The sequence below is a fragment of the Aeromicrobium sp. PFPM2_SD2 genome (assembly GCF_057364525.1).
Genome location: NZ_JBNFNZ010000007.1, coordinates 1 through 21,951, shown reverse-complemented (window position 1 = coordinate 21,951; position 21,951 = coordinate 1). Strand labels below are relative to the sequence as shown.

Annotated in this window: 15 protein-coding genes and 1 pseudogene; 5 read left to right on the top strand and 11 right to left on the bottom strand. The window is 66.3% G+C overall.

Going from position 1 to position 21,951, the window contains the following annotated elements:
- On the bottom strand, positions 1-1,766 hold a 1,766-nt coding region (locus AC2W7G_RS01280), incomplete at its 3' end, for a thioredoxin domain-containing protein (protein WP_485866829.1).
- Between the two features lie 262 nt (positions 1,767-2,028).
- Between AC2W7G_RS01280 and AC2W7G_RS01275 the strand changes: the two genes are divergently transcribed.
- Positions 2,029-3,279 carry a hypothetical protein gene (locus AC2W7G_RS01275; protein ID WP_485866828.1) on the top strand — a complete coding sequence of 417 codons (1,251 nt, stop codon included), beginning with the start codon at positions 2,029-2,031 and terminating at the stop codon, positions 3,277-3,279.
- Positions 3,280-3,282: 3 nt separating this feature from the next.
- Here the strand turns inward: AC2W7G_RS01275 and AC2W7G_RS01270 are convergent, their stop codons facing one another.
- Genes AC2W7G_RS01270 through AC2W7G_RS01250 form a run of 5 tightly spaced genes read right to left on the bottom strand, consistent with a single transcriptional unit; the run spans position 3,283 to position 12,919 of the window.
- Positions 3,283-6,150 (bottom strand): hypothetical protein, encoded by a 2,868-nt coding sequence (locus AC2W7G_RS01270; protein WP_485866827.1) that lies wholly within the window; start codon positions 6,148-6,150, stop codon positions 3,283-3,285.
- Complete coding sequence (locus AC2W7G_RS01265; RefSeq protein ID WP_485866826.1) at positions 6,143-6,817, bottom strand: hypothetical protein; 675 nt, start codon at positions 6,815-6,817, stop codon at positions 6,143-6,145. The genes AC2W7G_RS01270 and AC2W7G_RS01265 overlap by 8 nt, the downstream gene beginning before the upstream one ends.
- Positions 6,814-10,137, bottom strand: coding sequence for a type I restriction endonuclease subunit R (locus AC2W7G_RS01260; RefSeq protein WP_485866830.1), 3,324 nt, complete (start codon positions 10,135-10,137; stop codon positions 6,814-6,816). Before AC2W7G_RS01260 ends, AC2W7G_RS01265 begins: the two co-directional genes overlap by 4 nt.
- The gene (locus tag AC2W7G_RS01255) at positions 10,137-11,372 is read right to left on the bottom strand and encodes a restriction endonuclease subunit S (protein ID WP_485866825.1); all 1,236 of its coding nucleotides are present in this window, start codon (positions 11,370-11,372) and stop codon (positions 10,137-10,139) included. The genes AC2W7G_RS01260 and AC2W7G_RS01255 overlap by 1 nt, the downstream gene beginning before the upstream one ends.
- The gene (locus AC2W7G_RS01250) at positions 11,369-12,919 is read right to left on the bottom strand and encodes a type I restriction-modification system subunit M (protein ID WP_485866824.1); all 1,551 of its coding nucleotides are present in this window, start codon (positions 12,917-12,919) and stop codon (positions 11,369-11,371) included. Before AC2W7G_RS01250 ends, AC2W7G_RS01255 begins: the two co-directional genes overlap by 4 nt.
- Positions 12,920-13,432: 513 nt before the next feature.
- On the opposite strand from AC2W7G_RS01250, the gene mobF reads away from it, so the two are divergent.
- The gene (gene mobF / locus AC2W7G_RS01245; protein ID WP_485866823.1) at positions 13,433-15,817 is read left to right on the top strand and encodes a MobF family relaxase; all 2,385 of its coding nucleotides are present in this window, start codon (positions 13,433-13,435) and stop codon (positions 15,815-15,817) included.
- A 22-nt stretch (positions 15,818-15,839) separates the two neighbouring features.
- On the opposite strand, the gene AC2W7G_RS01240 is transcribed toward mobF, so the two are convergent.
- Entirely contained in the window at positions 15,840-16,763 is a 924-nt protein-coding gene (locus AC2W7G_RS01240) for a helix-turn-helix domain-containing protein (protein ID WP_485866822.1), read from the bottom strand.
- Between the two features lie 106 nt (positions 16,764-16,869).
- Here AC2W7G_RS01240 and AC2W7G_RS01235 point away from each other — a divergent pair, with 106 nt between their 5' ends.
- Entirely contained in the window at positions 16,870-17,118 is a 249-nt protein-coding gene (locus AC2W7G_RS01235; RefSeq protein ID WP_485866821.1) for a helix-turn-helix domain-containing protein, read from the top strand.
- Positions 17,119-17,121: 3 nt separating this feature from the next.
- Positions 17,122-17,430 (top strand): hypothetical protein, encoded by a 309-nt coding sequence (locus AC2W7G_RS01230; RefSeq protein ID WP_485866820.1) that lies wholly within the window; start codon positions 17,122-17,124, stop codon positions 17,428-17,430.
- Here AC2W7G_RS01230 and AC2W7G_RS01225 read toward each other — a convergent pair.
- From AC2W7G_RS01225 to AC2W7G_RS01210, 4 genes are all read right to left on the bottom strand, one after another.
- Positions 17,384-19,417, bottom strand: coding sequence for a hypothetical protein (locus AC2W7G_RS01225; protein WP_485866819.1), 2,034 nt, complete (start codon positions 19,415-19,417; stop codon positions 17,384-17,386). The two genes, AC2W7G_RS01230 and AC2W7G_RS01225, sit on opposite strands and share 47 nt — an antisense overlap.
- Before the next feature lie 86 nt (positions 19,418-19,503).
- Positions 19,504-20,352, bottom strand: a complete 849-nt coding sequence (locus AC2W7G_RS01220; RefSeq protein ID WP_485866818.1) for a hypothetical protein — start codon at positions 20,350-20,352, stop codon at positions 19,504-19,506.
- Entirely contained in the window at positions 20,349-21,110 is a 762-nt protein-coding gene (locus tag AC2W7G_RS01215; protein ID WP_485866817.1) for a helix-turn-helix transcriptional regulator, read from the bottom strand. Before AC2W7G_RS01215 ends, AC2W7G_RS01220 begins: the two co-directional genes overlap by 4 nt.
- A 259-nt stretch (positions 21,111-21,369) precedes the next feature.
- Positions 21,370-21,546, bottom strand: a complete 177-nt coding sequence (locus AC2W7G_RS01210; RefSeq protein WP_485866816.1) for a DUF255 domain-containing protein — start codon at positions 21,544-21,546, stop codon at positions 21,370-21,372.
- Positions 21,547-21,652: 106 nt separating this feature from the next.
- Here AC2W7G_RS01210 and AC2W7G_RS01205 point away from each other — a divergent pair.
- Positions 21,653-21,951: pseudogene (locus AC2W7G_RS01205) on the top strand (hypothetical protein); the annotation flags it as partial.

The following is a 21,951-nucleotide window of genomic DNA, read 5'->3' as shown; positions in this document are numbered from 1 at the left end:
CGAGCGGACCGGCGAGCAGGCGCCTCGGGCCGCGGCGAGCGTCCAGCCGGCGAAGCGCGGGGTCCTGGCGGGGCGATGCCGGCGGCCGAGCGGACGCCGGACAGCGCCGCCTCGCGCCAGCGCTCCTCCCCCGTCACCGCGACCATGGCCAGCAGCGCGTGGACGACCGCGGACGTGCCGGACGGGTAGGCGTTGTCGGACGGGTCCTGCGGGCGCACGAGCAGGGCGTCGGCCTCGGCGTCGGTGTCGTGGAAGCCGTCGGCGGCGGCGAAGCGCTCCAGCACCTGGTCGAGCAGCGATCGGGCGCGCTCGAACCACACCGCGTCGCCGGTCACGCCGAGCAGCACGAGGTAGGCCTCGGCGACGCAGCCGTAGTCCTCCAGCACGCCAGCATGCGCGCCCGCGCGTCCGTGCCGCGACACGCGCAGCAGGCGGCCGTCCTCGGTCGTGTGCACGGTGGCCAGCAGCTCCGCGGCCTCCCGCGCCGCGGTCAGCAGCTCGGGCCGGTCCAGGACGACCGACATCTCGGCCAGCGCGCTGACGGCCAGGCCGTTCCAGGCGGCCACGACCTTGTCGTCGACCGCAGGCTGCGGGCGCTCCTGGCGGGCGGTCAGCAGCGCCCGGCGCACCCGCTCCAGCCGCTCGGCGTCCGCCGGCGGGTCGAGCAGCTGCAGCGTCGAGGTGCCGTGCTCGAACGTCCCCTGCTCGGTCACCGTGTAGACCCCGGCGGCCCAGGCACCGTCGTCCTCGCCGAGCACCTCCGCGAGCTGCTGCGGCGTCCAGACGTACGTGGCGCCCTCGACCCCCTCGGTGTCGGCGTCCAGAGCCGACGCGAAGCCGCCCTCGGACGTCCGCAGGTCGCGCAGCAGGAAGTCGGCCACGTCACCGGCCACGGCGCGGAACCGCTCGGCGTGCTCGCCGCGGCGGCTCGCGTGCGTGTAGACGCGGGCCAGCTGGGCGTTGTCGTAGAGCATCTTCTCGAAGTGGGGAACCCGCCAGAACCGGTCGACGCTGTAGCGCGCGAACCCGCCGGCGAGCTGGTCGTGCATGCCGCCCGCGGCCATCGCGAGCAGCGTGTGGTCGGCCATCGCCGTGGCGCGCTCGTCAGCGGTGCGCGACTCGTGGCGCAGCAGCCACTCCAGCACCATGGACGGCGGGAACTTCGGGCTCGTGCCGAAGCCGCCGGCGTCCTGGTCGTAGGTGCGCGCCAAGGCGTCCAGCGCACCCTCGAGGTCGTCGGCGGTCAGCACCTCCCCCGCGACGTGCCCGGCCGTGCCGAGGTGGTCGACGACCGACTGGCCGATGCGCAGCACCTCGTCGCGCCGGTTCGTCCACGCCTCGTGCAGCGCCTGCAGCACCTGGGTGAACGCCGGCATGCCCTGCGCGGGCACCGGCGGGAAGTAGGTGCCGCTGAAGAACGGCTCGCCCTCGGGCGTCAGGACGCAGGTCATCGGCCACCCGCCCTGGCCGGTCATCGCCTGCACCGCGCGCATGTAGACCGCGTCCACGTCCGGACGCTCCTCGCGGTCGACCTTGACGTTGACGAAGTGCTCGTTCATGTACGCCGCCGTGGCCGCGTCCTCGAACGACTCGTGGGCCATGACGTGGCACCAGTGGCAGGCGGCGTAGCCCACGCTGAGCAAGATTGGTGCATCACGGCGCCTCGCTTCCTCGAACGCTTCGGGTCCCCACTCCCACCAATCCACGGGATTACCCGCATGTTGTTGGAGATAGGGGCTCGTCGCATTGGCAAGGCGGTTGGCCATTCCTGTGACTCCTCAGCAGTGGCACGTGCATCACTTCCCCTCAAGTGATGCACGAGAGTGATGCACGAAACCGGCGTACGATGGTGTCTTCAGCCTAGGAGGTCTCGGTGGCTCCTCGTTCCCAGCCGAAGTTGCTCGCGCAGGGCAAGGCACGTACGACGGGCGGCAGCTCGCGTCCGTGGCGGGTGCGGCTCTACGCGCCGTCGTCCGGCAGCAACAAGTACCAGGTGTTCTTCAAGGCGCCCGCCGGCGACGGCGAGCAATGGAAGCGGGTGCTGCGCGCGCGGCGTCCGAGGAGGAGGCGCGCCGGATCTTCGCCCAGGCCGAGGCCGCGCTGGACACCGAGTCGGAGACGCCGGCAGGGGCGGACGTCCGTGCCTCCCGGACCATCCGGATGCTCGGCGAGGAGTACCTGCGCGACTCCACTGAGCGGGGCAAGCAGCCGCGGACGATGGAGCAGCGCGAGTCGCGACTCAACGCCCACATCAACCCGACCATCGGCGACGTGCCCGTGACGAAGTGGCGGATCGACCACAGTCGTCTCGTCATGGAGAAGGGCTCCAAGACGCTCTTCTCGCAGCGCGGCCGCGAGGACCTGCGCGGCCAGCTCGCCGCGATGCGCAAGCTCGCCTGGCGGCTCGGGTGGCTGGAGCGGTCGATCGATCCGCTCGACGGCCTGTCGATCGGGCGGGCGACCGTTCAGCACGGGGCCACGGCGCAGTACGTCGACCCGCGCCTGCGCCCGGAGACGCGCCAGGTGCGCGCGATGGCTGCCGGCGCGGATGCGCTGTGCGGCACGGACGGCACCGATCCGCTGATGACCCGCCTCCCGCTCTTGGGCACGAAGATCCGCGTGGCCGGCTTCGGCGGGTTGCGGCTCGGCGAGCAGAACGCGCTACGCGCGATCGACGTCTTCTTCGAGAACGGCTACGTCCACGTCAACGGCTCATGGATCACCCCGCGCAAGGCGCCCGGCTTCCGCGGCCCGGTGAAGAACCAGGTCCTCCACGAGGTCCCGCTGCCCAGGTCGCTGATGCATGACGAGCTCCTCCCCCGCGTGAAGGAGCTGCTCAGGCTGCCCGCGACGGCATCGCTCCAACAGGTCATCAACGCCCAGGAGGACGAGCGCCAACGGCGCGCGAGTCTGGCGACCCGGTCGAAGGACCGGTCGCTGGCATGGTGGAACTACCCCGTCCCGCCCGAGGACGAGCTCTGGCTCTTCGTCGACACCCTCACCGGTCTGCCGGTGAAACCGGAGATGCACAACAACCGCTGGCACCGCGTCCGCGAATGGGTCGAGCAGAACGACCCCGACAACGCCTGGCCGAAGACCATCGTCTACCGCAACCTCCGCCACCACGCCGCGACGAAGTGGTTCCACGAGGAGCTCGGCGAGCCCTGGGAGGTCGTCGCTCAGTACCTCGGCGACAAGCTCACGACCGTCCTCAACCATTACGTCCGTGCTGGTGAGGACGCCCTGCGCGACTCCGTGAGCAAGTTGGCAACCCGGTGATTGTCACGGAGTCGGGGTGTCGTCCTCCGGTATCTCCTCCAGAATCTTGTCGACCCGTCGTTCGAGGTCGATCTCTCCCCGCTCACCCATGAGGTTCATCAGGGATCGAGCGTCGGCTTGGAGCTTGGAGTCAGATGTCCTTAGGGCTGCGGCGATTACGGGCGCCAGCGAGTGTGTCCGTAGGTCATAGTTGTCGAAGGTCGACGTATCGTTAGTGGCTAGGAGCATCGTCAGAGCATCAAGGGCGGCCCGAGGAAGTTCGTCGGCGGCAGCGGCGAGTTGCTCGCCGATCATCCCGTGCGTGGCCAGTGCGCCATCCAGTTCAAGTGCCTCCACTAGTCTCGGGAGCCACCATCGGGCCGGAAACTTCTCACTCCGAATGAACCAATAGAAGTCCTTTAGTTCAGCCTTGTCCTCAGGGTGATCCTTGACGTGAGCGACACGCTTATCCCACAGGCTAGCCAATCGGTCACGGATGACGTCGTCCACAACCTCGGCGTGCATGAATGACCAGGCTGTGTGACCGATGGCATCACCACGAGTCTCTGGGGTTGCTTGTGCGTAGAACTCATTGCATAGCGGGTCGTCGTCGCCAATGTGCCCTCGAATGATCGCCTCAATGACCCACTGACCGATCCGCTGCTGCGGAGAGACATCGTTACCCCACCCGATCGCGACCTGCTCCTGGCTGTAGAGCGCGGCAATCATCGAGTCCGACAGAAGTCGATAAAGGTCTAGATGGAAGTAGTGCATAGCGATGGCCGTGGTAAGTGCGACCTGCTGGTTCTTGTCGATCGCCGATCGCGTGCCGAAGTAGGTGGGACTGTTCTCTACGAGCCAATCGTGGGCATGATTGAACAGCTTTCCGAGTCCCTCTCCGAGAACGGCCCGCGAGGCCCCACGAGGATCTTCCAGGGCAAGTTGTTCGCGCAGCGTTTGTCGCGCCCTGACATGCCATCGGTTGCCTTCACCGAGTCCCACCAGGTTGACAAGCCCGCGGAGCAAGATGGGCCACTTCCAGTTCAGGGAGACCATTAGTGGGTCCCACCCGGACTCCTGTTCACCAACGGTGGCGACGTACTCACTCCACGCACTGGTGCCGGATGCGGCCGCCAACAGCAGATCAGCCACATGGTTCAGGTGTTCTTCAGGAAGTTTCTCCGCTGAACTCTTCGACGTGAGATGCGTCAGGAGGCGGATCGCGCCCTTCTTTGCCGCCCCGAAGTCGGGATCGTCGTCGAAGCTTCCCCCCTCAACAGGGAATTCAGACTCATCGGAGTGATCGAGAACGTCAGCGACCAGTGCCAGCACCTGGTCCCACGGCAGATCGAGATCCGCCTTCAGGGCTCCCTCCCAGCCACTGAGGACAGCGCGAAGGTACGTCGGGCGTAGCCGCCGCGAGAGCTCATGCTGACCGTGGAGGGCCAGCGGGTTACTCGTGATCAGTGCCTCTAGCACCCGCGCCTGTCCCTCGTGTGAAGGCTCGGGACCCCATCCGTCTCCCTCGACATGCCATCCCTCGAGGTGGGCGACCAACTCCATCGGCGCCATGGCCGACATTTCCTCTTGGGGAATCGGGCTATTCGGGCCCGTCCAGCCGAAGGTCTGAAATGGCGGACTCAGTGGATCGGCGATGACACCGTCCTCAGCATCTAGCGAGTCGAGTTCCTCTTGCAGCGCGGCCGGAAGGAGCTCGCGGCCGACACCAGCCAGCACGCGGTGACGCCAGTGCCTGTCCCACCGGGCAATCTGATCCAGAATCTCGGCATCCGATTCACCACGTTCACGCATGTTGCGAGTGATTCGCTCAATCTCTTGAGCCGAGAGGTGTCCGGATTCCAGGACTTGTGCGAGTTGGTCGAGTTCACGAGAAGATGTCGAGCCCATTGCACGGATGAGTCTGACGAAGTCGGGAACTGCATCCGCGGCGCGCGACTTGACGTCCAGCATGAGCTCCCGAGCGATGGGAACCAGGTCCGAACTGTCGGCCCCCTGAGCGACAGAGCGCTCCAGGACTTCGGCGACCGCGTAGAGGGAGATGCGGCGCACAATCAGGATGGGGTTCCGGTTGAGATCTGCCCACGCCGCCGCTGGATCCTTCTCCAACAGTTCAATCGCTGCGTCGCGCACAGCGTCGATGAGAGCATCCTTGACCTCGTGGTAGGAGTTCCGTCTCTGAGAGATCAACGATCGACCGAAACCACTGTGGTCATAGCCTTCACCAACGCTTCGTTCTTGCTCTTCGTGAAGGATGAGCCACGGGAGGATTGTCTTCAACGCGTTCTCCCCGAGGGCACGAGTGACCCTCGGAAGTTCGCGTGAGTACCAGTGGGCCTTCAACTCTGTCACAGGGTCGCCATCGGCCCCCTTCTCCGCTGTCGGCCGGAACAGTTTGTTGGCCAACGCGACTCCGAACTTCGTCTCCCCGCCTTCCAACAGGTTGACGACGAAGGACACGAGGTCCCTCGGGTCGGTGCGCCACCCATAGCCACTGTCCTCCCAAGCATCTATGACGGGCTTCAGCCTGGCGGCAGCATCTGGGGGCATGCGTGACCCAGCAGAGAAGACGACCCTGCGGACCCACGAGTTGCTGCTGCTCCCGAGGGAAGCAAGAACTTGAGCAACCTCGGCTGGAACGTGCTCCGCCATTGCCTCCAAGTAGCTGGCCTCCGGCCAGTACCTCTCACGAACGATGCCGTCGCTTCCGACTTCTGGCTCGGGCGGGCTTCCGAACGCCCCCGCATCAGCCAGTGGTTTGACCCAGAGCGGATTCTTGAGCCCTTCGTAGAACGCTCGACGCAGCTGGAAGGACGTCAATCTGCGCAGCGCGGCTTTAACCTGCTCGGCCGTCGGAGGCTGGTAGTCAGCCATCGGTCGCACCTCCCTTGATGAGCTGATTGGCTTCGGCAAGCAGGTCTTCGATTGCGTGCAGGCTGTCGAAGAATTCGGCCCGCTTTCCATCCATGAGGACTTCGACCGAGTCAATACGGGACGTCAGGTCATCATCGGAGGGAAGGGCATCGACGTTGCTCTGCTCGCCGTGGAGATGTGCCCACTTCACGAAGTAGTTGTAGGTCGCGTACCACTCGCGGACCGCCGGGTGCTTTGTGTTCCCATCGTCGGTCAGGAACACGGCGATGTCGGCCAGGAATCGCCCATCCTCCGCGACCGCCGCCTTGATCAGGTCCTCCAGGACGCGGGCAATCTCCTTAGGGACCGGCACGTTCTCGGCATCTTGGGCGAGATCGAGTGCAGGGTACTTCGCGACGATGCCAGGGAGCTTCCTCACGTAGCTATCGCTTCGCGTGCCCCTGTCTCCCTTCCCACCCGATGAGATCGCTTCCGGGAGGTGCTTCATCACTTCACGCATCGAGTGGCAGATGTGTGAGATCCGCGCCCTCTCATCACCTGGGTTCGCGGCGCTCGCCAGCAGCTCCCGTGCAGTCCGATACATACTCGCCAGGTCCGGACGCTTCTCCTCTAACCAGTCGGCGATTCGTGCTTGCCGTTCTTCGGACGTCGACACTGATCCACTCACGTCCTAGGGTCTGCCCCGAGCTCAGCGGCGACCCGGGCGGCGAAGGCCGGGTCGGCGTGGATACGGGCAACGACGTCGTCGGCAATCTTGTCCACGTCGATCGGCCCCGCGTACTCGACGTTCACGTGACGCGCGTACTGAATGTCCGGCCGAGGGTCGTACGCGCTCTCACCGTTGTCGCCATAGGCGGTCAGGACGTGGTCATACACGAGCTGGACCTTGTTGAAGAATATGTCCGGCGTATACGGCGCTTCCGGCAATCCCTCGTCCAGGACACGGCGGATGGTGCTGTTGACGTCATTGGTGACGTCGACCTTCCGACGCCAATCCTGGACCAGCTTTTCGTGGAGGTGATCCAGCAGCTGCTTCGCGCTTGCCTTCACCCGTTCGCGCTCTTCGTCAGTGAGAACAGGATCAGGCTGGGTGAGCAGGTCGAAGATCGCGAGCTCCTCCTCAGTCATGCCTTCACGGACCGCGCGCTCTTCCTCTTCGGTGAGAGTCTTGGACAGCTCGATGAGACGCCGCAGGTACTCGTCGATGTTGACGCTGCCTGCGTTGTAGTCCGAGATAAGTTGCTCGATCCGCTCGACCAGCTCGTAGCGAGTCGGGTTACGCAGGGCCGCCCCGATGGCCTGCTGGCGCAACAGTTGGGCGAGTCGGTCGGTCTCGGCTCGCTTCCTGCCGGCGAACTTCGCCGCCAGCCCGTCGAAGTCGATGAGGGACAGGTCGATCAGCGGGTCGGGGTTGGTGCCCTCGGCGGCGGCGCGGATCACGTACTCCTCGGCACCGACGGAGCGATCGAGCAACGCGTCCACCGCGTCTGCGACCGCCGAGATTTCGGGTGCCGGTGGCCGGGTGACCTCGATGATCCGCTCATGCAGCACCCGGATCGCCGCGACAGTCCGCTGTTGCGCAGCGGCCTTGGGATTGGGCAGCAGCGCCTTGAACAGCTTGCGGACCTGACGAGCCTTAACGGTGAAGTCGTTGCGCGTGTCCTCGTCGACGAGCAGCGCCTCGACGGCGGCGTCCCTTTTTGCGACATGGTCGAAGCCCTGGGCATCGCGCATCGCGACGAGATCAACGCCGACGCCAGAGCAGAACGACACCAGGTCCGCCACAGCCAGATCGAGCTCAGCCGCGAGTGCATCGATGATCTCGATCGGTTGCTCGCCAGCGCTAGCCGCACCGTAGATCGCGAGGGCCTTCTCGAGATTCCGGAAGACGCCCACGTAGTCGGCGATGAGACCGTTGTCCTTCTCGGGGAAGACCCGGTTGGCACGCGCGATGGTCTGCATGAGCGTGTGGTTCTTCATCGGCCGGTCGAGGTAGACCGTCGAGACTGACGGCGCGTCGAAGCCGGTCATCCACATCGCGCAAACGAAGACGAGGCGCAGCGGGTCGTCGGAGTCCTTGAACTTCTCGGCCAGGTCTTCGCGGTTCATCCGCTCACGGTGGGGGCGGATGTCGAGACCGAGGTCGTCGAGCATCTTCAGCTCGTTCTGGCTCTGCGAGACCACCACCGCCATGTCGGTCGTCTCCATGAGCTCGATCCGCGAGGCGAGCCAGGGGCGTTCCAGCTCGGGCAGCGCATCGTGTTCAACCCGCAACTCGGCGAGGTACTCGGCCCACGCCTCTCGCACGAGATCGTGCATCCGAACGGCGGCGGCCTTATCCAGCCCGACATACATCGCCTTGCCGGTGAACCCGCGCCCCACGAAGTGCCGTACCAGATCCCTCGCGATCGTCTTGAGGCGCTCAGGCCGGGTAAGCAGCGTGTACGCCGTCCCGAACTCGCGAGCCAAGGCGCCCTCGGCGACCTCGTCCAGTTCCGCGGCTTCGAGCAACTCGTCGAGCTCGTCGGAGAAGTTCTCGTTGACGAGTTGCAGCTCGGGGATGCGGTTCTCGTAGTAGAGCGGCACGGTGGCGCCATCTTCGATCGCATCGCGGAAGTTGTAGATGCTGACGTAGTCGCCGAACTGCTTGCGGGTCGCCTGCTCCTCGCCGGCGATCAGCGGCGTGCCGGTGAAGCCCATCATCGAGGCGTTCGGCAGCGCTCGGCGCATATTGAGCGCGAGGGTGTCGTACTGGCTGCGGTGAGCCTCGTCGGTGATGACGATGACGTCGGAGCGATCCGACAGCACCGGCATCTCGACCTCGCCAGCGGCCTTCGAGGGCTGGAACTTCTGGATCAATGTGAACACGTAGCGGTGATCTGCGGCAAGCAGCTCGCGCAGGTGCGCGATGGAGTCGGCGTGCACCCTCGCTTCGGCCGGGATCGCGCCGGCGTCGGCGAACTCGCCATGCAGTTGGACGTCTAGCTCGGTACGGTCGGTGACCATTACGAACGTCCACCTGCCTGCGACCTGGCGCAGCACCTTCTGGGTGAACCACAGCATCGACAGGCTCTTGCCGGAGCCTTGGGTATGCCAGAAAACGCCGAGGCGCTTGTCGTGCTCGGCGCGAGCACGGTGAAGGTTCTCAATGGCGGCGTTGACGCCGAGGTATTGGTGCGAGCGCGCCAAGACCTTGATCAGTCCCCCCGGACGCTCCATGTAGGCGACGAAGTTCTCAAACAAGTCGAGAACGATCGCTGGATCGCACGTCCCGCGCAGGGCTGTCTCCAGCGCGATTGCGCCACGAGTCCCGGCCGCGTCGATGACCTTCCAGTCACCAAAGAACTCCCAGGGCGAGTACGTCGAGCCGACCTTCGCGTCGCTCCCGTTGGAGAGCAGCACGAAGCAATTAGGGACGAAGAGCTGACCGATGGTGTCGCGATAGTCGGTCAGGTTGAGGTCGTACGCAGACTTGACCGGCTCGTTCGGCTCCTTGAATTCCATCAGGACCAGTGGCACGCCGTTGACGAACAGCGCCACGTCGAGGCGGCGGCTGTGCAAATTGCCCTTGACCCACATCTGCTGGACCGCGAGCAGGTCGTTGTTGGCCGCGTCCTTCAGGTCGAGGTAGCGAAGCAGTTCGATGCGCTTCTCGCCGGCCTCGTCCGTCCACTCCGCCCGGAAGCCATCGCGCAGCAGGTCGTGAACCTCGCGGTTGGCGCGCACGCGGTCCATGACCGAGCGGTCCTTAGTGATGGCCTCGACCGCCTCGTTAATCGAGGCATCCGGAACGTCGGCGGGGTTGAGTTTGCGGAGCGCAAACCTCAGGCGGTGAGTGAGAACGACGTCGTGCTGGGAGTCGCGTCCGAGGGTCCCCTGGGCGCCGAGGATCTCGGTGAATGCGTCGACCGGGGTCCAGCCGAGCTGCTCCAGCAACTCCATGCTCGGCTTCTCGACGTAGTCGAACTCCGGACCCCGCGGCGCCATCACGCTACCGATTCCTCAACCAACGCATCGAGATCGAGCGCCGACACGTCGATCTGGCCTGTCACGAGCTTCGGCAGCAGCAGGTCGCGCAGCGCGGCAAGCTCGCGCGCCTGCGACTGGAGGGTCATCGACTCGTCATGAATCGGAGCCGCAATCTCATCGAAACCCTTCACCAGAGCGGGCGGCGGGATGGCTGCGCAAACCTCATTAAGCGCTGCGCGCTTGATGTGCTTCATCGTCGTGCCCTGCGCACGCGATCGGAAGGAAGGCATGGCGTTGTCGAGGGCGTGCAAGAGGTACAGACGGGTCGCGGACTCGTTCGACGGGCGGACGGTGAAGAGGTGTTGGTTCAGCAGCCCGGGCTCGTCCCCCCAGAGGTAGGCGCCTAAGTCGGCGCTCCAGCTCATGAGGAGATCGCCGCGTTCAACCCAGTACTTCGGATCAATGTCGCCTTCGGGACAGCGCGGCGTCGCTGGGGTGACCCCCTGCTTCAGTTCCTTGATCTTGATAATCGGCCTGCCGTCCGAACCCCAGTGGGAGGGTTTGAACGCGAAGCCATTCACGAACGATGCGACGTCATCGAAGGACTCGACCCTCCACCCCTCCGGTATCGACCCGAGGGCGGAGTGAACGAGCGGGACATCCGCGTGGCCGGGGTAGCGGAACTTCACGAACCACTCGCGGTAGATGGCCCGCGCCATCTCCTCCAGCACTTCCACCCGCCGCCGGTTGTTCTCGATTAGGTCATCGAAGCATCCCAGAACTTCGCCGATGCAGGACTGTGTCGCGTAGCCAGGCACTCGCACGACGACCCTGGAGAACGCCGACTTGTTGATGATCGGGGTCGCCGCACCGCTGGCGGCCTGCGCGATGGTTGGAGCGATGTGTCTGAGTAGGTAGTAGAGGAAACGGCTATCCGTGTCCTCGCCGGGAACCACTGTGTTGACCTGCTGGTTCGTCACCGATTCGGAAGGCAGCAGGCACACCTTCCCGATCGTGGCGCCGATGCACACGAACGCCACGGAATCTGCTGGGACAAGGCGCGTCCGAAGCCCTGCCCGGCCCTCATCGGACAGCCATCTCTCAGGGCGCGGCCGACGATCCCGCTCCGTCATGTCACTGGGGGTCACGAATGGGGTCGAGTCACCGAACCACCCCGGGTTGCGCGAGGGTGGAGTGCTTCCAGTTACGACCTTGCCGAGGTCGGCGATCGTCTTGGGCTGCCAGTCACTCATGCCTCGAGGACCCCTTGCACGGCTGCGTCGACCTTCGAGCGGAGCGCGTCGGCCTCGTCGCTCAGCATCGTGAACTCCTCGTAGAGCGCTTCGAGGTCACCGATGAAGTCGACGTCGTCCTCGTCGACCGCGGCCGATCCGGTGTAGCGGCCGGGGTTGAGGCTCCAGCCCTGGGCTTCGATCTCGGCCCGGGTGATGACCTTGCAAAGTCCGGCGACGTCAACGTACTTGCCCTCGGGGAAGTGCTCCTTGAGCAGCACCTCGCTGCCGTCGGCGGTCTCGACGTCCTCGCCGCGGTAGAGCCGGACGATGTTGGCGAGGAACTCAATCTGCTCAGGCAGGAAGTCGCGGTGGGCACGGTCGACCTGGCGGAAGATGTGCCGGGCGTCGAGGAAGAGCACCGTGTCCTCGCGCGGCGTGCCGGCCTTGGCCTTGTCGAGGAACCAGAGCGTCACCGGCAAGGTCACGGTGTAGAAGAAGTTGGAGCTGATCGCGACCATCACGTCGACCGCGCCCGACTCGACGAGCTGCTTGCGGATCTCCTTCTCCGAATGCCCGGCGTCGCCCGCGGAGTTGGCCATGACGAAGCCCGCGCGTCCGGCGTCGGTGAGCGCGGCGTAGAACTCCTGGATCCACAGGTAGTTCGCATTGTCGTTGCGGGGCAGGCCGAACGGGAACCGCTTGTCGCCCGCCAGCTGGTCCTTCTTGACCTTGTCGACGTTGAACGGCGGGTTGGCCATGACGTAGTCGAAGGCGCCGACTGCACTGTGGGGGTCTTCGTAGTAGCTGTTTGCCTGGCGGATGTCGCCGGAGAGTCCGTGGAGGGCGAGGTTCATCTTCGCCAGCGGCACTGTGTCCTCGGTCTTCTCCGCGCCGAAAATCGACAACTTGCGGGTCGCTGATTCGTGGTGGCGTTCAACGAACTTCGCGCACTGGACGAACATGCCGCCCGAGCCACACGCCGGGTCGAAGACACGGCCTTGGAACGGCTCCAGGATCTCCACGATGAGCCGGACGATGGAGTAGGGCGTGAAGTACTCACCACCGCCCCGCCCCTCCTGGGCGGCGAAATTGGACAGGAAGTCCTCATAGATGAAGCCGAACGCGTCGCCCTCAAGTTGGGTCGGCAGCGGGGCGAACAGCCGCAGTAGCTCGATCAGGGTCGAGCGCTCGAGCTTTTGGTAGCCGCGCGGCAGGATGTCCTTGAGCTCGGGGTTGGCGGCCTCGATGGCCTTGATCGCCTCGTCGACGGCCCTGCCGATGTCGTCGCCCTCGGGCAGGTCGACCAGGCTCGACAGCCTCGACTCGTCGGGAACGTAGAGCACGGACTTCGCCTTGTAGTCGGCGATCGTCACTGGGTTTCGGGCGGTGGCCCTCGCCTCGACCTCGCCACGAACGGCTTCGAAGCGGTTCTCGGCGTACGCGAGGAAGACCAGGCCGAGCACCGGGTCGCGGTACTGAACGGGGGTGAGCTTCGAGTTGGCCCGCAGCTCGTCGGCCGCTGCCCACAGCGTCGCGCGCACCTTGGCGAGGTCGGTTGCTTTCACACCGGCAGGTTATCGGCGACTGCCGACCCATTTCTCGACATCGACGAGGCCGTGCCTGTCGATGCCGTAGAGAAGGTCTGAACAGAGTGGGATCACCCGGAGCGCCTGCGCCACGCCATGGGATCCGTCCGCACTCCAAAAGCCGTTCTCCTCCTCAGACTGCCGCCACTTCTCCTCTCCCTCACCAGCCATCTCCAACCATCGACGGCTCCCAGATCTGCCCTCCCGATCGCACTTCTCAGCCACCTCATCAAGCGGCACGCATGCTACGAAGTTTCGTAGCGGGACGGGCGCCGATGTGGCCGCTGACCTGCGGTTTCACGGCTATCGATGGTTGTTGAGGGAGGCGGTTCAGGTGCATGGCGGGATGAAGATCTACCGCGGCGCTGCTGCCGCTGCGCGGCACTACGTCGAGGCAGATCGGTCCCGTGCTGACGACTACTACCTCGCCGAGGGCAGCGGGGTCGCCATGCACTTCAAGGCGACCCCGCCGGCGGCGATCGACGAGCCGACATGGACGGCGGCACCTACGAGGGTTGGGTCGCCGGCTACGACGTCGACACTGGGCTCGCGAAGGGGCGGCTTCGGAAGGACGAGAAGGGCGTCCGGTTCGTCGAGGTCACCGTCAACGGTCCGAAGACTTGGTCACTCGCGGCCGCGCTGCACTCCGAGATTGCCGAGGCCTACGACGCCGCGCAGATGGCGGCGGCCGAGGAGATCATCGGCTGGCTGGCTTCGCACGCGACAACCCGTGTCGGGCCTCGCGGCAACCAGGTGCAGGTTCCCGTGGAGCAGATCGAGGCGGCCGCCGTGCGCCACTTCACCTCCCGCGCGGGTGACCCTCACCGGCACCTGCATCTCCAGATCAATGCCCGGGTCGTCGCCGACGGCAAGTGGCGCGGCCTGCACACGGTCGGCGTCCGCGACAGCCTGGAGGCGATCAACGGGATCGGGCACGCGGCGGTGATGACCAACCCGGCGTTCCGAGAGGCGCTCGCGAGCCATGGGTTCACGCTCGACGCCGAGACGGGTGAGGTCGCCGAACTGGCGGCGTACGCCGGGGCGTTCAGCGCCCGCGCCAAGCAGATCGAGGCGAACATCGACACCTACGAGGCCGAGTGGCGCGCCGACCATCCGGGCGAGGAGCCCGGCCCAGCGCTGCGGCAGACGTGGGATCGCCGGGCATGGGCCGACGCCCGGCCGGACAAGGTCGTGCCGACGAGTGGCGAGGAACTGCGACAGCGCTGGGTCGACGAACTGCACGAGCTGGGCTACGTGCCACCCCAGCCAGGCGCCGGTCTCGGAGTCTTGCGGGCTGGTGCCGTGGACCGGGACGGCCTCGTCGAGCTGGTTCTGGTTCGCCTCGGGTCGCGGCGCTCGGCATGGAACGCGGCCGATGCGCGGGGCGAGGTCGAGCGGATCATCGCGAGCAGCGGCGGCGTGGTCGACGCCGCCGTACGCCGCGAGCTCGCCGAAGACCTGACCGCCCGCGTCGTGGCCGCTTCGCGGCCGTTGCTCGGCCGGACCGACGAGCGTCAGCACATCCGGATGTTCACCTCGACCGAGGTGCTGGTCGTCGAGCACGAGGTCATCGACCGGATCGCCGCCCGCGCGGAGGCCAAGTCCGTCACCGTGATTGAAGGCCCGGCCGGCGCGGGCAAGACCGCCCGGCTCGCCGCCATCCGTGAACAAGCGGTTGCCGTCGGACGCCGGATGGTGGTCGTCACGCCGACGCTCAAGGCGGCGCAGGTCGCGGCGGGCGCCACCGGCTCGGCGTCGTACTCCGCCCACTGGTTGCTCCACCAGCACGGATTCCGTTGGGGCGAGGACGGCCGGTGGACACGGGTCGCCGCCTCCCCTGCGCCAACCGCCCAACTCCGCCGCGGCGACCTCCTCGTCATCGACGAAGCAGGCATGGTCGACCAGGACACGGCTCGCGCACTGCTCGCTCTGGCCGACGAGACCAAGGCCGTCGTGATGCTGGTCGGCGACCGCCATCAGCTCCCGGCCGTGGGGCGCGGCGGCGTACTGGATCTGGCTATCAGGTACGCGCCCGATCGGGTGCAGCAGCTCGACGGCGTCCGCCGCTTCAAGGATCCGCGATATGCCGAGCTGTCGTTGCAGATGAGGACCGGAGCGGAGCCAGGCGCGGTATTCGACGAGCTGCTGGCGAGAGGCGAGATCGTCATCCACGCCAGCGACGTCGAGCGGACCCGACGACTCTCGGCCGAAGCCAGCAACGGATCGCTGGTCGTGGCCGACGCCCGCGAGCAGGTGGCCCGGATCAACACGTTCGCGCACCGGATCCGGCTGGCCACCGGCGAATCCAACGACAGGGTGACCACCGCCGCCGGAGAGCGGATCGGCGTGGGTGACACGATCGCCACGCGGCGCAACTCGCGCGATCTCGACGTCGCAAACCGGGAGATGTGGACCGTCGTGTCGTGCGAGGACGGGGCTCTGACGGTGGTCGGTGACGCAGGTCGGCGGGTGCTGCCTCCGTCCTACGTGCAGCGGGACGTCGAGCTCGCGTTCGCCACCACTGCCTATGGCGCTCAGGGTGCCACCGTCCCCCGGAGCCACGTGCTGGTCAGCGAGCACAGCGGCGCTGCGTCGACGTACGTCGCAATGACGCGTGGCCGGAACCAGAACACCGCTCACCTGGTTGCCGACTCCGTCGAGGATGCACGCACGCAGTGGTGCGAGGTGTTCGGTCGCGACCGCGCCGACCTCGGACCCGCGCACGCGCGGGAGGCCGCGGCCGAGGCGATCGAGCGGTACGGCCAGATGAAGCCGCGTTACGCGCGACGACCCGCGGCGGCACCGCGACGCGTCGTCGACGACTCCGGCCGCAGGCCCCCGGTCACGTCGTCCGGTGGGCCCAGCCTCGGGATGTAGACGGAGGTGGGCGCGTTCGGCTTCAGCCCGTTCGCCACATCTCGATCAGTTGCACGCCGATGTCCAGTGGGTCGTCGTACGGCTCCACCGTGATGCCCACGACGCATCCGGGCCCGCTCGGCGCAAGCACGACAGTGTGGCCGTGGCCCAGATCCGCCCACCTCCGCGCGAACGCGACTCCAGCGTTCCAGGTTGCAGGAGCGGCCGGGTGCCGCGACTTCGCCAGTTGCTTGGCGAGCCGCTCGGCAATCTTGGCGACGGTCGCCGCCGGCTTCGACCCGTCCGCCGTGGGCTCTGGCGGACGCGGGTCGAACCGCGTCCGGATGAACCGGATCCGCGGCTCCTTCGATGACGGAGGCTTCACCGGCACCGGCTCGCGTCCACGGACCCAGGCCACCTCTGTGTAGCAGACGTTCGCTCGCAGCGTGTCCGGGGTCGTCGGGTGCCGAGCGATCACGATCTGCCACTTCCACGCTTCCCGCACCGGTTCTGGAAGCTCCAACTCGTCCCAGATGTCCACGAGCAGCGGCCCATCGAGCCAGCGGAGCAGGTCCTCCGGGTCACACCGGAGGATCAGGTGCTCGTACGCCTGCTTGCGCTGCGCCCGATCGTGCATGTCGCAGTCGCGGATCGGCGGGTCGTGGTCGGTGTCGACGACCTTGAGCGTGGCGAAGCAGTCGGGCGTCTCCACGTTCCAAAGAAGGTTCGGCACCCAGAACCGCCCGACTCCTGGCGCCTCGTGCTCCACCCAGTCGATGAGGCGCCGGAGGTTGAGGTCGAATCCGGCGGCCTCGAGGATGCGCGCGGCGACCTTGAGGGTGGGCGACTTCAGGCCCCGCTCGTACGCCGACAGGGTCGCCTGCGACGTACCGGATCTGGCGGCGAGCTCTGCCTGCGTGAGACCGCTGGCCCGTCGTGCGACTTCGAGCAAATACGCCCGGTCCATCTTTCGACGATATCCGATCGAACGTATTCGGCGCATTGCGCGGCAACGGGTCCACACCTACCTGTCGCCCACGATCCTCGCGGGCCTTCGCCAAGCAGGAGGAACCATGAATAGCAACACCCACGATGTCCCCTTCCACGCACGCCACGACGACGAGCTGCTCACCCTCGACGACGTCGCCGAGATCCTGCGGAGCCCGGTGAACACCGTCCGCTGGTGGCGCCAGGAGGGCACCGGTCCGGAGTTCTTCAAGATCGGCCGGCGGCTGTACACGACCGTCGGCGACCTTCGCACCTTCATCCGCACCCAGCGGCTGGCCTCTCAGCCGGTCCTCGGCAAGCCGAAGGCGGTGTGAGTCGTGCACTGGCCGCCGGACGCCGGGGACACGGCCGACCCGCGGCACGTCTTCCTCGACGCGCGCGACGTGATGGCGCGCTACGGCTGGGGCAAGACCAAGGGCTACCAGAACCTCAAGGACCGATCACTCGTGCCGGCGCCGGTCATGACACACCCCGATCGGTGGCGGCTCGATCAGCTCCTGGCCTGGGAAGAGAGGCGGATGGATCTGGCCAAGGCCGCGGTGGAAGCGCTGGTCGCGCCAGCCCGGGAACCCAGCTCGATCACCGACCTTCTCCCCCAGCCGAAGCGGCGGCATCGGTCGGCTTGAGTTGGGCGTTGCCCGGATCGTCCAGCTCTGGGGAACCCGATCGAGTCTCTGCCCAGAGGCAGAGATCATCATTGACCTTGATGACGAGCGCGATCATCAATCGCAGCGCGGTTACGTAGGCATGGAAGTGGGCGTCCTCACCCTCGGCATCGGCTTGCGAACCGTGCAGGTACTTGTTGCGCAACTCCGGCCCGTTGCTGAAGTCGACCTTGTTGAGGAAGTAGTTGAAGTACTGCGCCTCCGCCTCGGTCAACAGGGATGAGTGACGCCTCACCCATCCGCGGGCTTCCATGGCGTCGACAGCGGAGCGACCTACCTGCGAGAGCCTGTAGTAACTACACGCCTGCGTCGCGAACAGCGACCTCAGGACTAGGAACTGCGGGACACTGGCGATCTGCACCCTCTCGCCCGTGTTCTCCAGGATGCCGAGCGAGATCAGGTGATCGACAGCGGGCTGTTGGTACTCGTGGAAGTCGCCGTACGCCACGACGTTGCCGATGAGAAGGCCTGCGGCGTCGTCGCCCTTCAGGCCCTCGCTGATGTAGGTAAGCGTTGATTGGTCGGAGAACAGGGCGTGGAGAATGCCGGCAATTTCGTCGTGGTCGGTTGGGTAGACGTATTTCCCGGGAAGCAGGCTCGGAACCTGTCGGTAGCGAACGGGATCTGAGGTGATCGCGAGCAGGTCCCGATCGAGTTCGCCGTTCTCGACGAACAGGCTGAACTGGGCGAGCGCGCTCTCCATCTCGGCGAATAGGTGGCGCACCCTCTCGAGGTAGGACGCGGCCACGCTCGACGGCCTGAACGAGAAGTTCGCAGCACCGAACTCCTCCTTGAGGTAATCCTCGAAGAACCAGGAGATCACCCCTTCAAGGTCCTTGTCCTTGGTCTCCAGGTAGTGCTGATAGAGCCTCGTCTGAAGCAGGGTGCTCATGTCGACTGCCCGGAACCCCGCACCGACCCTGTACTCAGTCTTGCCCGCCGCCCCCATGAAGCGTTCAAAAACGCCCAGTTGCGAGGGATAGGACGGCAGCGTGAGCAGGACACCGCGGTCGGCGAATTCGAACAGGTGCTGGAAGTTGTTGAGGATGCTCGGGTTGTCACACGTCTCGTCCAGCCATCGGCTGCTGTACGTGAACCGAGCGACCATCCCGTCGGACTCATCCATCTCGTAGACGACGGGCTCGTCCTGCGTCTCGGATAGCCGCACCTCGGTCCCGGTCTTGAGGCCGGCGTTCTTCTCGAAGAATGCCTGCGTCATCTCCGCGTTGCGGCGCTTCGCCCGCAGCTTCAACTTTGCATCGATGCCAGTGGCCGAGCTCACAGGGGCGGTCTCGATGAGGCCGATGTAGTTGGGGTTCGCGTCTGGACTATCGACGTATCGCTCGAGCAAGTCGCGAGCATCAGCTGGTGTGAAACTCGCGGGGAGGTGAACCTCCGCGCGCACATCCTGCTGCAGGTGCTTCCGGATGATGTGCTCTGCGTTTCCCGGGGAACCAATCAACCGGTCGCGGACCTCGGCATCGTAGGCGAGCACGAGCTTCTTGCACTCGAGCATTTCGCCGAGGTGGACCCCGGTCTGATCGAGCACAGGCAGCATGACCGAGGCACTGCAGCGCTCGAAGGCCTTGCCCCGCCCGAGGAGATCGAGGAGGTCGGCGTGGTATTCGAAGTCGACTCCGGAAATCGCGGAGGCACAGTTAGCGTCATCGACCGCTGCGAAGAACCTGGCCACCGCGCTCCGCATCGGACCAACCTGCGACATCGCGACGGCATGATCCGACTCCGTGTAGTCGCGAGGTAGGAAGCCGTTCTGCAGGTACTGCTCCACGTTGTGAAGCTCGATGATGTCCATGACGCTAGTCGGGGCACTCGACGGGTCGAACTGTTCCGCGATTTCCGCGACGCGCGGCACGTACCAGCCGGCAGCGAGATCGTTTACGCCAAAGAACCGGACCCTCCGCAGGGCCGTCTCTTCCTCGTCACTCACGTCTTGGTCCCACTCCCGCTCTCATGATGCCGCGCCCACATCCTGCCCCACTCTGCCGACATCCAGAGGCGCGTTGCGGAGCCTCCTCACCCAGCCAGCGCATCCCGCCACAGGCCAAAGAGCTGATCGATAGCGGCCGGATCTACGAACGTGTCGAAAGCGAGCTTGGCGCGCTCCGCGCTCACCGGGTCACGCAGCACCTCGCCCGTCCACTCGACACTCTGGCGGACATCGGCGCCGACCTCGGCGTGATCGACGAACTCCTCGATCACCCGAGCAGTCTCCGCCGGGTCAGTCACAGCCATGAGCCGCCAGAGGTCGCCGAGGTCCTTGTCCCGCACCGGTCCCTTGCGCGGCTCCCGGAGCCGTTCGCCGATCTTCGAGCCCTTGGCCAGGATGAGCGCCGGGATCTCCGCGACTTGGAGATCAGCCGTCAGCCGCGGGTCGGCGAAGTCGGTGATCGTCACGAGCGAACGGTTGAACGCAGCGAGCTCGAGGCCGAGGGCGTTGCCGACGGCGAGTTTGCCGTGGGCGGACTGGAGCGCGGGAACACCTCGCTTGCTTCGGCTCGCGGTGCCCGACAAGCCGTGCGGGGCGAGCAAGTCGATCTTCTCGCGGTATGACCGGGTGCCGTCAGGCTCGTCGTACGGCGTCCGCCCCCACAGCCCAGGGCGCGCGGTCGTCCGGTGCTCATAGCCAGCCGCTGCGAGCAGAGCCTCGATGCTCGGCACGTCGCCAACCAAACCGGGCGTCACGCCGAGGTCGCCGTCGCCGGTCGGCATCCGCGGAACGTCGAGCTCCATCGTCCGCAGCAGGACGGCGTGCGCGCCGACCAGCGTCAACGAGGCCGCGTGGACCTGCAGAACCCCGACGACGTTGATGATCGCGCGGCGACTCCACTCGATCTCGGTGCGCGGCTCCTTGAAGTCCGTCACGCCACGCGCCTCCCCATGAGGATGTCGGCCTGCTCGACCATGCGGTCGATGCCGCCGTAGGCGTCGATGACGACCTGATCGAGAGCAACGACAGTCGTGCCGTCGATGTCGACCCGGCCGATCTCGCTCACCCCGTCGAACGGGATCAGCGTCACCCGCATCCCGAACGAGCCCGGCTCCTTGCGCACAAGACCAGCTGCAGTAGGGGCGCGAACGACGTCCTCGACGTACAGAACCGGCCACGCCTCGCCTGCACTGGACCTGTACCGGTTGGCGCCGGCATCGCCGGTCAACGCGTAGTCGATGCCGGCCACGCGAAGCGACTCAGCGATCTGATCTGCGGACAGGCCAGCAGCGAAGTCCACCGCTCCCGGCCGCCGGGTCAGCCGAGCCGCGCGACCAGCACGGAAGAGTAGGTCCGCTTCCTTCCGGGCGGCGACCCGACCATCCGCATCGAGAAGTCCGATGCGCGCCCATCGCTGGCGCCACAGTTCAACGCCTGGAGTCGACGGGACGTCGAGCTCCGGGTCGAGAGCGAGACGGGCGGCCGCGATCGCATCCACATCCGCGACGCCGGTGAAGCCGATCGGCTCCCCCAGCACCGTCAGGATCTCCTGCGCTAGGTCGAACGACGGACTGACCGCTCCGGACTCGATCCGTGTGACCGTCGTCGGGGCGACGTCGACCAGCGCCGCGAGCTGACGAGCACTCAGCCCGTTCACGCGGCGTAGCGTCGAGATGCGCTCTGCCAGGTCCACGCTGACAGTCTACGGTGGTGTTGCAAATACGCAACATGTTAAGTATCGGCCCGAAAGCTAACATGTCTTCGCGACGTGTCAGGTCATCGAACACGTCGAGATTGGCTGCCACTGGGTCGCCAGTGACGGGCACAAAGTGATGCACGAGAGTGATGCACGAAGGCGCGGAATCGGTGTCCAACGGCGATATTCGCCGATCCAACGCGAACCCCAACTAGGCCGCTGACCTGCGGTTTCGCAGATTTCCGTCGACAGCCGTTCACCCTGGAACCTCGTGGCACCAGTGGCAGGCGGCGTACCCGACGCTCAGCAGGATCGGCCGGTCGGTCTCGCGGGCCAGGGCGAACGCCTCCGGGCCCCACTCGTACCAGTCGACCGGGTTGTCGGCGTGCTGGAGCAGGTACGGGCTGGACGCCTGCGCGAGTCGGTTGGCCATGCCCGCCACGCTAGCGAGCGCACCGGCCGAGCGCCGCGCGAGACGTTCGCCGACGCGTCACCCGGACGTCGCGTCCGGTGCACGTGGCGTGCCTAGCGTCGCGACCATGCTCCAGCCGACCCCGCGGGCGACGGACCGCCTGCGCACCACGGCCCGTCAGGTACGTCCCGACGCCGTCGTCGTGGCGGCGGCGCTGCTCGCGGTGCTCGTGCGCCTGCCCGTCCTGGACGCTCCGCTGTCGCCGGACGAGGGCGGCTTCCTCATGGTCGCCGCGCAGTGGACCCCCGGCTCGTCGTTGTACGGCGACTACTGGGTCGACCGGCCGCCGCTGCTCGTCGGGCTGTTCGCGCTGGCCGACGCCGCCGGGGGCACGGTGCCGCTGCGTCTCATGGGCGCGGCCGCGTG

Bases quoted from the DNA above. Each gene is read 5' to 3' on its own strand.
- AC2W7G_RS01235 (WP_485866821.1), top strand. From the start codon at position 16,870: ATGAATAGCAACACCCACGATGTCCCCTTCCACGCACGCCACGACGAC.
- AC2W7G_RS01270 (WP_485866827.1), bottom strand. From the start codon at position 6,150: ATGGCTGACTACCAGCCTCCGACGGCCGAGCAGGTTAAAGCCGCGCTG.
- AC2W7G_RS01255 (WP_485866825.1), bottom strand. From the start codon at position 11,372: ATGAGTGACTGGCAGCCCAAGACGATCGCCGACCTCGGCAAGGTCGTA.
- AC2W7G_RS01260 (WP_485866830.1), bottom strand. From the start codon at position 10,137: ATGGCGCCGCGGGGTCCGGAGTTCGACTACGTCGAGAAGCCGAGCATG.
- AC2W7G_RS01210 (WP_485866816.1), bottom strand. From the start codon at position 21,546: ATGGCCAACCGACTCGCGCAGGCGTCCAGCCCGTACCTGCTCCAGCAC.
- mobF (WP_485866823.1), top strand. From the start codon at position 13,433: ATGGACGGCGGCACCTACGAGGGTTGGGTCGCCGGCTACGACGTCGAC.
- AC2W7G_RS01240 (WP_485866822.1), bottom strand. From the start codon at position 16,763: ATGGACCGGGCGTATTTGCTCGAAGTCGCACGACGGGCCAGCGGTCTC.
- AC2W7G_RS01275 (WP_485866828.1), top strand. From the start codon at position 2,029: ATGGAAGCGGGTGCTGCGCGCGCGGCGTCCGAGGAGGAGGCGCGCCGG.